At 63.8% G+C, this 11,709-nt stretch carries 7 protein-coding genes and 1 pseudogene; 4 read left to right on the top strand and 4 right to left on the bottom strand.

From position 1 onward, the window contains the following. Positions 1 to 246: 246 nt before the first annotated feature. The 4 genes from CTR53_RS02640 to CTR53_RS02625 form a co-directional block, all read right to left on the bottom strand. A complete protein-coding gene (locus CTR53_RS02640; protein WP_290809206.1) occupies positions 247 to 1,161 on the bottom strand; it encodes an RNA polymerase sigma-70 factor in 915 nt (304 codons plus the stop codon). Between the two features lie 63 nt (positions 1,162 to 1,224). Beyond that, positions 1,225 to 2,493 (bottom strand): PepSY domain-containing protein, encoded by a 1,269-nt coding sequence (locus CTR53_RS02635; protein WP_290809204.1) that lies wholly within the window; start codon positions 2,491 to 2,493, stop codon positions 1,225 to 1,227. 11 nt (positions 2,494 to 2,504) lie between these two features. Continuing rightward, a complete protein-coding gene (locus tag CTR53_RS02630) occupies positions 2,505 to 3,188 on the bottom strand; it encodes a Fe2+-dependent dioxygenase (protein WP_290809202.1) in 684 nt (227 codons plus the stop codon). A 107-nt stretch (positions 3,189 to 3,295) separates the two neighbouring features. Beyond that, positions 3,296 to 5,494 (bottom strand): TonB-dependent siderophore receptor, encoded by a 2,199-nt coding sequence (locus CTR53_RS02625; RefSeq protein WP_290809200.1) that lies wholly within the window; start codon positions 5,492 to 5,494, stop codon positions 3,296 to 3,298. 352 nt (positions 5,495 to 5,846) lie between these two features. Here CTR53_RS02625 and CTR53_RS02620 point away from each other — a divergent pair, with 352 nt between their 5' ends. From CTR53_RS02620 to CTR53_RS02600, 4 genes and pseudogenes are all read left to right on the top strand, one after another. After that, positions 5,847 to 6,986: an efflux RND transporter periplasmic adaptor subunit gene (locus CTR53_RS02620; RefSeq protein WP_290809198.1), complete on the top strand. Its 1,140-nt coding sequence runs from the start codon at positions 5,847 to 5,849 to the stop codon at positions 6,984 to 6,986. A gap of 31 nt (positions 6,987 to 7,017) precedes the next feature. Continuing rightward, positions 7,018 to 8,953: pseudogene (locus CTR53_RS02615) on the top strand (MacB family efflux pump subunit). A 4-nt stretch (positions 8,954 to 8,957) separates the two neighbouring features. After that, positions 8,958 to 10,406 carry an efflux transporter outer membrane subunit gene (locus tag CTR53_RS02605; RefSeq protein ID WP_290809196.1) on the top strand — a complete coding sequence of 483 codons (1,449 nt, stop codon included), beginning with the start codon at positions 8,958 to 8,960 and terminating at the stop codon, positions 10,404 to 10,406. Between the two features lie 335 nt (positions 10,407 to 10,741). Further along, positions 10,742 to 11,709 (top strand): hypothetical protein (locus tag CTR53_RS02600; RefSeq protein ID WP_290809194.1); only part of this gene is annotated, 968 nt, incomplete at its 3' end.

Below are 11,709 nucleotides of genomic sequence, written 5' to 3'. Positions count from 1 at the left end.
AGAGCGGCTGTGGCAGCGCGCCTTGCGGCTGGGCGATGCGGAGCGCGCGGCGCAACAGCCGAAAAAGCGCCGCACCTTTGCCGAAGTGCTGCGTGCCGTGCGCGGCAAACTCGGCCGCCATGTCGACATCTACGTCTGAGCCCTTTTTGTCATGCGCGGACTTGATCCGCGCATCCCATTAAACATTGAAAAAGGGATCCTCGGCCAAGAAGAAGCTTTCTAGGCCCGAGGATGACGGTAATACGACTACCGCGCCTGCGGCGCGTAGACACTGAGCCGCGCCAGCTTGTCCGGATTGCGCACGATGAACACGTTGCGCAAGGACTCTCCCACGATATCCATTGCCAGTGCCAGATAAGGCCTGTCGCCGTCGAACAGGATCCAGCCCGGCTGGCCGTTGATGACGGCGACGACGCGACGGATGCCAGCCGGCATCTTGCCGGCGATGCCGACGAAGAAGCGCGCGATCTTGTCCGGCCCGTGGATCACGTTGATCGCCGCCGAGGCCTTGCCGCCACCATCGCTCCACAGCATCGCATCCTCGGCCAGCAATCCGGCAAACAGCGATGCATCGCCGGCCCGGGTGGCAGCGGCGAATTTCTTCGCCAGATCGCGCGCCGCGGCCTGATCGGCCTCGAAACGCGGCCGGGCGTCCTTCAGATGTTTCTGCGCACGACTGACCAGCTGGCGGCAGGCGGCTTCGGATTTCTTCAGCGCCACGGCGATCTGCGGATAGTCGTAATCGAAAGCCTCGCGCAGCAGATAGGCGGCGCGTTCGGCCGGCGTCAGGCGTTCCATCACCATCAGCATGGCCATCGACAGGTCGTCGGCCATCTCATGCGCATCCTCGGCATTCGGAAGCGAGACCTCCAGCTCGACCAGCGGTTCCGGCAACCAGGTGCCGGGATAAGTCTCGCGCTCCAGCTTGGCGGCACGCAGCCGGTCGATGCAGAGCCGGGTACAGGCGGTGACCAGCCAGGCTTCCGGAGTCTGGATCAGGCTGCGGTCGGTCCGGTGCCAGCGCAGGTAGGTATCCTGCACGGCATCCTCGGCATCGCCCACGCTGCCCAGCATGCGATAGGCCAGGCCGAACAGCCGGCGGCGATGCCGCTCGAAGATGGCGGTGCCGTCTGCGTCAGTTGAAATGCCCGGGCCGGTCATGACGGTATCCTTGTATCAGATACCGCAAAGACGGGGCAGCCGGCGAGTTTGTGACAGGCCTTTTTATTCCGCCGCGCGGCTTCCCGCGGCAGCCTCGCGCAGCACGGCCTGCCTGGCCAGTTCGGTGGCGCGACGGTTGCGACGCTTGAGCCACCACATCAGCGTTCCGGTGACGGCGAAAATCGGGATGATCACGCCCGAGAGGAAAACCAAGAACCTGTAGGTGCCACCGAGGCCGGTGCCGTAATGCAGGGCGCGTTGCCAGGCGATGATGGTTTCACCGGTGGAGAAGGTCTGCGGATCGAAGACGTCGATCACGCTGTGGCGCCAGGGGTCGATCAGCACGGTGATACCGGGCGCACCGTCTTCCGCCCCACCGCGCACCAGCCCGATACGCAGTGCCTGATCCGGTCGCGACGGCAGGAAGGCATTCAGGAAACGCGCGTCGGGCGCGTGGCTCAGCGCCAGCGCCACGGCATCGTCCAGCGCAATCGCCGTCTGGCCCGGCTGCGGCCGTTCGACACGGGCCTGGAACATGGCGGCCCGCATGTCGCGACCCGGCCATACCGCGTTGATCACGGCGCCGGCCTGCTGCGGGAAGGCGATATAGACGCCGGTGAAATTCACCAGCAGGAAGATCGCCAGACTCCAGATGCCGACCGCGCCATGCAGGTCGCGATGAAACCGCACGCCTTTGGTCTTCCAGCGGAAGCTGAAGGCGTTTTTCCACTGGCCGCTTCTGGGCCACCAGATGATCATGCCGGTGGTGCCCAGCACCAGCATGGCGATGCCGAGCCAGCCGACCAATTCGCGGCCCAGTCCGCCGCCGATCAGCAGACGGCCATGCAGGTCATGGAAGAAGCGCACCCAGCCGCCCATGGTCTGCTGGCTGTCGAGAACCTGCAGCGACACCGGGTCGACCAGGATCTGCAAACTGCCGGCGAAGGGGCTGACCGCCGGGACCGCGCCCTGCGTGTTGCCTTGCTGCTGGCCGCCGCGCAGCTGCGGCCGTTCGCCGGCCATGCCGGGGCGCGAGAGGCGCACGGCGGCGGGATCGCCGATCCCGGCGGGCCAGCGCACGGCGATCGGAATGCGGCCGGCTTCGGTATTGGCGGCCTGCGCCGCGGCGACGATCTCGGCCGGGCTGCGCCACTCGCCGGATGTGACGGCCTGCGGCTCGCCCTGCCCCAGCAGATGTTCGATATCATGGGCATAGACCAGCACCGCACCGGTGATGCCCATCAGCAGCAGCGGCAGCAGCAGCACCAGTCCGGTCCAGAGATGGATTTGCTGCAGCCAGTAGCGGAAAGTCTTCTTCGATTTTGCGGCCATGATGCGACTCTTCAGCTGTCGGCCCAGCGCCGCAGCAGGTTGTGATAGATACCGGTGAGCTGCACGACCTGCGGATCGCCGTTGCCGAGCCGCTGCACAAGCTGCTGAATGGAGGTGTCGAGCTGGAACAGCATGTTGCGCTGGCCGTCGTCGCGCACCATGCTCTGCAGCCAGAAGAACGATGCCACGCGGGCGCCGCGCGTCACCGGCGTGACGCGATGCAGGCTGGTGGAGGGATAGAGCACCAGATCGCCTGCCGGCAGCTTGGCGCGATGCTCGCCATAGGTATCCTCGACGATCAGTTCGCCGCCGTCGTAGTCCTCGGGCTCGGCCAGGAACAGCGTGCAGGACAGATCGGTGCGGATGCGGAAGTCGGAGTTGGGGAAACTGCGGATCGCATTGTCGACATGCGTGCCGAAGGCCTGGCCGCCGGCATAGCGGTTGAACAGCGGCGGAAAGACCTTGAGTGGCAAGGCCGCCGAAATGAAGAGCGGACTTTTTTCCAGCGCATCAAGCACAATGTCGCCAAGCTGGCGCGCCTCGGGCGCAGTTTCGGGCAGCTGCATGTTGTTCTTGGCCAGGGTGGATTGATGCCCGGATGTGGCATTGCCGTCGATCCAGCTGGCGGCATCCATGATCTGGCGGCAATGCGCCACCTGCTGTTTGGTCAGCACGTCAGGTATGTGCAACATCATGGTTCGCTTCCCCTCGGCAAGACCTTCCCGTTGAAACGGAAATGCCCCGCCCGGTTTTTGACACGAGCGGGGCGCGCGATTCCTGCGCGGTTTTACACGGTTACACGTCAGAACTTGAAATTGGTCGTCAGCAGCGCCACCCGCCCCGGAGCGACCGGCGCGAACTGACCGTTATGCGTGGAGTCGTAGATCGTTTCGTCGAAGATATTCATCACGTTGAGCTGCAGATCGACGTCAGGCGTGATCCGGTAAGCAGCCATGGCGTCGAACCGCCAGTAGTTCGGCAGGCGGTAGGTATTGGCCGCATTGGCGTACCGTTCCGCCATCCAGATCGCACCGGCACCGACAGTCCAGTCGGCAGTCAGGTCATAGGTCGTCCACAGGCTGATATTGTGCGGCGCGATGTTCGGAAACTCGTGACCATCGTTGCTGGCATTCGGGCCGTCATCGACAATCTTGCTCTTCAGGAAGGTATAGCCGCCGAACAGCTTCCACTTGTCGGTCAGGTTGCCGCTGGCGCCGATTTCGAAGCCATCGACGCGCTGCTTGCCGACCGGCAGGTTTTCCGCCGTGTTGTTGATGCCGGAGACGCGGGCGTTTTCCTTCTCGGTACGGAATACAGCCGCCGTCAATGCCAGCTTACGGTTCAGTACTTCCCATTTCGTGCCGAGCTCATAGGTCACATTTTCTTCCGGCTTCAGGCTGTCGTTGGTGGCGCCCAGGCTGCTTTCGTCGCCGCCTTCGCCACCGCTGCCGCCCGACGGATTGGACGAGGTGCTGTAGGAGGCATAGACGCTGCCATTGGACGCCGGCTTGTAGACCAAACCGGTCTGGTAATTGAGGAAGGTGTCATGGCGTCCGACATTGAAGGCGCCGTTGGTATTCGCACCGACCGAATTGGTGTCGTAGTTGTCCAGCCGCAGGCCGAGATTGAGATCCCACTGCGGGGCCAGGGCGATGGTGTCGAGCACATAGACCGCCTGCGTATTCACCGTGGAATTGGCGAAGCTGGATGACGGTCCGATCGTGCCGGCATAGGGGTCCGACGGGTTCGGATTGTACAGACTGTCGCCGGTGACGGTGGCTGGATCGAGCGCATAGCCGCGATTGGCAGTCTGTTCACGCGACAGTTCGATACCTGCAATCGCGCTGTGCCTGAAGCCGCCGGCTTCGAACTCGGACTTTACGTCCGTCTGATTAACGATGGTTTCGGTGTCGGCGTTGCGGCTGCGGCTTTCGCGCGCGACCGTTCCGGCTGCCAGCTGCGCTGCCGACAGGTTCGGCTTGGTGACGATGTATTTATTTTCAGCATAGACATAGCGGGTGGTGTTGCTGACGGTGATCGCGTCGGACAGATCGTGTTCGATCCGCGCCGTCGCACCATCGTAATAGGTTTCGCGGAAGTCACGGTTGACCAGGCCGTAGAAATTGTCGCGGCTGACTGCCACCGGCTTGCCGGTACTCGGATCGAACGGATGACCGTAATCCGGGATGTCGTCCAGCTGGTAATGATAGTAGCTGAGCGTCAGGCGCGTCGGCTTGTTGAGGCCGAAAGTCACCGTCGGCGCGAAGCCGTATTTGGTGGCCTCGATCTCGTCCCGGCCGGCCACTTCGGAATCCTGCGCCATGGCATTCAGGCGGATGCCGATATTGCCGTCGATGACGCGGTTGATGTCGACCGTCAGACGCTTGGTCAGATCGGTGCCCAGCGTGGCGCTGCCGGCATTGAAATCCTGCGCCTTGGCAGTCTTGCTGACCAGATTGATGGTGCCGCCAGTGGAGCCGCGGCCGACGAAGGTGCCGTTGGTGCCCTTGGTGATTTCCACCTGTTCGAGGTTGAAAGGATCGCGGGATTGCGCGCCGGTATCACGCAGGCCGTCGACATAGGTGCTGCTCAGCGCGTCGAAGCCGCGGATGAAGGCGCGGTCGCCGATGGCGGTGCCGCCTTCGCCGGCGCCTAGGCTGATGCCCGGCGTGGTGCGCAGCACTTCGCTCATCGAGGTGGCACCGCGCTCCTGGATCAGTTCCTGCGGAATGACGGTGACCGATTTCGGCGTCTCCAGCAGCGGTGCGGTGAATTTCGGCGAGGCCGATTGGTCGACCTTGTAGCCTTCCTCGGCCGGCTTCTGACCCTCGACCGAAATGGCGGGCAGCCGCGCCGGCGGGGCGGCCTGTTGGGCGACTGCCGGCAGGCCAACGGCGGAGATGGCGACGGCGGAGGCGGCACCCAGCATGCGCGGCGTCACGCGGCCGAACCGCAGGCGGCCAATGGTGGAATCGGCGTGGAAAGCAGGATGAATCGTCATTTTTTCTTTCACCTCAGGGTTCAAACCGGGCTGCCGGGTCGGGGGCAGAAACCACCGGACCTGGCTCACCCGGTCGCGCCTGGCCTGGAAAAAGTCCAGTCGACGCAACGTGTTATCTGAGGCTGCGGAGAACTCCGCCTCCCCCCAATTGCTTCACGTCGGGGCTACGTGCTGCGAAACGAAAATGGCTTAACATCATCGCTAATGATTCTGCAAGTCATTATCATATAAATTCCGTAAACGTGGCATCCCGGCAACAGACACCACGCAGAAAGCATATCGCCTGCCGGTCAGCGCGCAGGAATCAGAAGCTGCTTCCGTTTGAATGAGGAAACGGCCCATAACCCAGATGATGAAACGCACACCCCTCGTCCTCTCCTCGCTTGTCGCCCTCGCCCTGCTCGGCGGCGGCGCCTGGTGGCTGTGGTCGGCCCGCGCCGACACCAAGCCGAGTTTCCGCACCCAGACCGTGGCGCTGGGCGATGTGGAGGACACGGTCTCCGCCGTCGGCGTGCTGCAGCCACTGAACTATGTCGATGTCGGCACCCAGGTGTCGGGCCAGCTCCGCACGATCCTGGTCGACTTCGGCGAACGCGTAGAGAAAGGCGCGCTGCTGGCGCAGATCGATCCGACCATCTACGAAGCCCGCGTTTCGGCGGACATCGCCAACCTGCAGGCCCTGCGCGCGCAGAAGGCCGACAAACAGGTGCAGCTCGGTCTGGCCGACCGCCAGTTCGCCCGCCAGAAGAACCTGCTGGCTGGCCGTGCCACCAGCCAGGATGCCTATGACAGCGCCGAGACTGCACGCAAATCGCTGCAGGCGCAGATCGCCGTGCTGGACGCGCAGATCCAGCAGGGTGAGTCGACGCTGAAATCCGACCAGGCCAATCTGAGCTACACCAAGATCTATGCGCCGATGACCGGCACCGTGGTGGATATCACCGCGCGCCAGGGCCAGACGCTGAATGCCAACCAGTCGGCGCCCATTGTTTTGCGCATCGCCGATCTCGACACCATGACGGTGAAGACCCAGGTCTCGGAAGCCGACGTGCCGAAGCTGACCATCGGCATGACCGCTTACTTCACCACACTGGGACAACCGGAGAAGCGCCGCGAAGGCAAGCTGCGCCAGATCCTGCCGACGCCGGAAGTGGTGAACAACGTGGTGCTGTATTCGGCACTGTTCGATGTCGCCAATCCCGACAAGGATCTGCTGACGCAGATGAGCGCGCAGGTCTTCTTCGTCGTCTCCAGGGCCGAGAACCTGCCGGTGGTGCCGATGGCGGCGCTTCGCCCGCTTCCCAATGGCAAGAACCGCTACGCCCTGCGCGTGATCGAGAATGGCCAGCCGGCCCGCCGCGTCGTCGATGTCGCAGCCAGCAACCGCGTCAATGCCGCCGTCGCCAGTGGACTGAAAGCCGGCGACGAAGTGGTGATCGACGTCGTCAATGCCCGGCCGCCGGCGACGCCGTCGCGTCCGCCGCGCCTGTAGCTGTCACGGAGACGCGAGCAGCATGAACGTGATGCTCCCGGGCAAAGAGACCACCGACGCGGTAAACCCCGCGCCGCTGATCTCCCTGCGCGACATCCGCAAGACCTATTACCGCGGCACCCTGGGTGTCGAGGTGCTGCACGGCATTTCGCTGGACATTCATGCCGGCGAATTCGTTGCCATCATGGGTGCGTCGGGATCGGGCAAGTCGACCCTGATGAACCTGATCGGCCTGCTGGATCGTCCGAGCACCGGCAGCTACCGTTTCGATGGCAGCGAAGTTGCTGCGCTGGATGCCGATGGTCGCGCCCTGCTGCGCCGCGAGGCTTTCGGCTTCATCTTTCAGCAATACAACCTGCTGCCGACCGAAAGTGCCACCGCCAATGTGGAGATGCCGGCGATCTATGCCGGCCTGCCGCATGGCGACCGGGTGAAACGGGCGGAAGCCTTGCTGACGCAGCTCGGCCTCGCCGACCGCCTGGATCACAAGCCGACGCAGCTTTCCGGCGGCCAGCAGCAGCGCGTCTCGATTGCCCGCGCCCTGATGAACGGCGGCGCCGTGATCCTGGCCGACGAGCCGACCGGCGCGCTGGACAGCAGAAGCGGCGAAGAAGTCATGCGACTGCTGCACGATCTCAACGCCCAGGGCCATACGATTCTGCTGATCACGCACGACCACGACGTGGCAGCGCAGGCCAACCGCATCATCGAGCTGAAGGACGGCAATATCGTCTCCGACCGTATGGTCGAGCATGCCGAGCCGAATCCGCAGTCCCCCATGCAGCCGAAACGCCTGCAGCGCAGCCGCAAGGCCGGCTTTGCACCCTTCGATGTGATGGAAGCCGGCCGCATGGCCCTGCAGGCGCTGCGCAGCAACCTGCTGCGCACGCTGCTCACTTTGCTCGGCATCATCATCGGCGTGGCCTCGGTCGTGGCGATGCTGGCGATCGGCGACGGCGCCAAACAGTCGGTGCTCGACCGCATCACCGCCATGGGCACGAATCTTCTGCTGGTGCGGCCCGGCGCGCCCAACATCCGCCAGGCCGGCGGCGTGACTGCCACGCTGACCGCGGAAGATGCCGAGGCGATCTCGGCCGAAGTGCATAACATCCTGGCCGCCGTGCCGGAATATACCGGCAATGTCACCGTGCGCACCGGCGCGCGCGACTATGTCACCCAGGTGAACTCCACCACCGCGCCTTTCCCTATCGCCCGCGAATGGCCGGTGGCGGAAGGCATCTTCTTCTCGGAAAGCGACGTGAAATCCTACCTGCCGGTGGCGGTGATCGGACAGACCGTGGTGAACAACCTGTTCGAGGGCACCGATCCCATTGGGCGCTATGTTCTGCTGAACAACATCCCCTTCCAGGTGATCGGCATCATGTCGCCCAAGGGCGCCACCCCCTGGGGAGCCGACCAGGACGATATCATCTATGTGCCGCTCTCCACCGGCATGCTGCGGCTTTTCGGCCAGCGCTATGTGCGCACCATCACAGTCCAGGTGCAGGATGTGACGCGGATCAATGACACGCAGGAAGAGATACGGCAGCTTCTGATGGCGCGCCATCGTGCCGAGGATTTCCAGATCCGCAACATGGCCTCGATCATCGAAACCGCCATGGAAACCCAGAACACCCTCACCATCCTGCTCGGCTCGATTGCCGCCATCTCGCTGCTGGTCGGCGGNNATCGGCGTGCGCATGGCCACCGGCGCGCGCCGGCTGAACATCATGCTGCAGTTCAATTCCGAGGCGCTGGCGATCTGCACGCTCGGCGGCCTGATCGGCGTCGCATTGGGCCTCTCCGTCACCTGGGTATTCGCCTATTTCGGCCGGCCGGTGATCTTCTCGGCCGGACCGGTGCTGCTCGCCTTCCTCTGCGCCTTCGCCACCGGTCTGCTGTTCGGCTATCTGCCGGCACGCAAGGCCGCCGATCTCGACCCTGTCGTCGCTCTCGCCGCGGAATAATCCCATGCTGCGTTCCACCCGCCTGACGGCTGCCGCCGTCCTGCTGCTCTCCGTCAGCGCCTGCTCGATGGTGCCGGACTATTTCAAGCCCACGGTGGAAACGCCGAAAGCCTGGGACAGCCGGCAGGATGCGCTGAATGTCTGGCCCGACTCGAACTGGTGGACCGGCTTCGGCTCGGCCGAGCTGAACCGCCTGATCGCCGAGGCGCAGGCCAACAATACCGATCTGCGCGTGGCGGTCGCCCGCATCCGCCAGTCGGAAGCCCAGGCCAAGATCGCTGGCGCCGACCTCTATCCCACGCTGGGCGCCAATGCCGGCGCCAGCCGCACGCGCCAGGGCCGCCAGTCGCTCACCAGCAGCAGCACGACCACGACGACCGGCAGCCGCGGCGACATCATCCGCAACAGCTTCAGCGGCGACCTCACCGCCGGCTACCAGATCGACCTGTTCGGCGGCAACGACGCTGCGGCCGAGGCGGCGCTGACCCGGCTGGAATCGAGCCGCTATAACCGCGAAACCGTGGCGATCACGCTCTATTCCGATATCGCCAGCACCTATTTCCAGCTGCTCTCATTGCGCGACCGTATCCGGCTGGCCAACGAGACGCTGGGCGTGGCGCAGGGCATTCTCAATCTGCTGGAAACCCAGCGCACCAACGGCGCCATCACCGATTACGAAGTGGCGCAGCAGCGCAGCAATGTGGCGACGCAGCGCGCCACGCTCGCCGGTCTGGAACAGAACGAACGCACCACGCTCGACGCACTCGCCGTGCTGCTCGGCCGTCCGCCGCAGGGCTTTGTCGTGCAGGGCAATACGCTGGCCGCGATCACGCTGCCGCCGGTCACGGCAGGCCTTCCGTCAGAACTGCTGCTGCGCCGGCCCGATATCCGCAAGGCCGAAGCCGATCTGCGCGCCGCCAACTTCGATATCGGCGCCGCCCGCGCCGCGCGTTTCCCGAGTCTCGACCTGACCGGCCGCATCGGCACGCAGGCCGGCAGCACTGGCGCGCTGTTCGATCCGGGCACCATGGTCTATTCGATTGCTGCCTCGCTGACCGCGCCGATTTTCCAGGGCGGCCGGCTGGAAGGCGGCGAACAGCTGTCGCGCGCGCAGAAGCTGGAACTGGACGAAACCTATCGCGCCAGTATCCTCTCGGCTTTCCGCGACACCGAAGATGCGCTCGGCGCCACAGTCAATACGGGACGGCAGTATGGCTTTGCGACGGAAGCCTTCAACCAGGCCAACGATGCCTATCGCATCGTCGAGGCGCGCTATCGCGCCGGCACGGTCGGCTTTCTCGACCTGCTCGATGCGCAGCGCTCGGTCTTCTCAGCCAACGACACGATGGTGCAGGCAGCGCTTGGCCGCTACAGCGCCAATGTCAGCCTCTACCGTGCGCTCGGCGGCGGCTGGGATGGCAGCACGCTCGGCCCGCAGACACCGGCAGACTAAGCTTTCATTCACCATAACTGCCGGGAAGATTTTTCCGTCGCAGCAGGAAATGCCGATGCGATGACGCATACCGCGTTATCGCGGCATAACCGATTCAATCTCTTACCTGATAGTTAATCGCCGCAACCTGCTGGCATGACATCTGCAACTCCTGCTGTGCAAAAGCAGAAGCGACAGGGCGAGAGATGCAGATTCCGACAGGCGGCATACCGATCAGCGGCGCATATTCCGGCTTCAAGCCGCTCTCCGCTGCAGAGCGGGAATCCTATCACACGCCAGAGAAGGTCTCCGGCATCCTGGATCGTACCTTCGAGCTGCCACCGCGCGGCATGCCCGTGATCGACATGACCACGGGCGAAGTGGTGTCCTATGCCCTGGTCCGCCACGTCCGGGATATGCCGCCGCATGAGCGGGCCGGCAGTCGCCGGACGGAAACCGGCATCGTCTCTGACCGGGAAGACGCGCTGCGGACCTATGACAGCGAGCGAAGCAAACTGACGTCGAAGATCGACGAGTACAGCGAGACCCGCATGGATCTGTTGGAAAAGATCGACGAATTGCCGATCGACGACGGTGACAACATGGCGATGCGCGATCTGCTGGTCAGTTACATCAAGCGCCTCGACCGCTCGCTGGCCCAGACCCAGGGTTCGCTGGAAGAGCTGGACAGGGATTATGGCCCGGACGGTACCTACCGCAAGGATATCAGAGCCAACATGCGGGCGCTGTATAGCGGAAAGATCTATAGCGAGAAGCTGTTCGACAAGGTGTACGGCGCCAAGACAGTGGACGAGATTCTGGAGAATGTCGGCAAACTGTTCCTCGACCTGAAGAAGAAAATGACCGAGTTGCCTGCAGACGCCAACCGGACCGACCGGGAGGAATTGCGCAGCTACGGCCTGCAGGTGCAATCATGCATCGACTCCGTGAAGGACCGTCTGAAGAAGGAGTTTAACTGGGAAGGCGGCGACCTCGATTTCAGCGAAGGTCCGCTCTCCGCCTCGGCTGCCACCGCCAAACTCTCCAAGGACCTCGGATTCACCAATCCCAATGATCTGCAGGATGCCTTCCTGGTCGGCATCGCCGGCAGCGACGAAGACTGGCCCGACGGCCTGATCCGCAATCCCCTTGATATCGTCGATCACTATCTGAGCCGGATCGAGGCTGTGATCAACACAACGCGCGGCCGCCTCGATCCATTGCCGGAACACCAGGCCGGCTGGCCGGAACTGGGCTGGATTCTCATCCGCGATCATTCCTCCAAATCCCAGTCATCCTCTGCTCCGCACGGCAAGGTCAGCAA

Origin of the sequence: Ferrovibrio sp. (assembly GCF_002796975.1) — a bacterium.
GTDB lineage: Bacteria > Pseudomonadota > Alphaproteobacteria > Ferrovibrionales > Ferrovibrionaceae > Ferrovibrio.
Note: the sequence above shows the minus strand (reverse complement) of the source record. Positions and strands in the feature narration are given on the sequence as shown.

Excerpts from the sequence above, each read along its gene's own strand:
- CTR53_RS02620 (WP_290809198.1), top strand. The coding sequence starts at position 5,847 with ATGAAACGCACACCCCTCGTCCTCTCCTCGCTTGTCGCCCTCGCCCTG.
- CTR53_RS02625 (WP_290809200.1), bottom strand. The coding sequence starts at position 5,494 with ATGACGATTCATCCTGCTTTCCACGCCGATTCCACCATTGGCCGCCTG.
- CTR53_RS02630 (WP_290809202.1), bottom strand. The coding sequence starts at position 3,188 with ATGATGTTGCACATACCTGACGTGCTGACCAAACAGCAGGTGGCGCAT.
- CTR53_RS02635 (WP_290809204.1), bottom strand. The coding sequence starts at position 2,493 with ATGGCCGCAAAATCGAAGAAGACTTTCCGCTACTGGCTGCAGCAAATC.
- CTR53_RS02640 (WP_290809206.1), bottom strand. The coding sequence starts at position 1,161 with ATGACCGGCCCGGGCATTTCAACTGACGCAGACGGCACCGCCATCTTC.
- CTR53_RS02605 (WP_290809196.1), top strand. The coding sequence starts at position 8,958 with ATGCTGCGTTCCACCCGCCTGACGGCTGCCGCCGTCCTGCTGCTCTCC.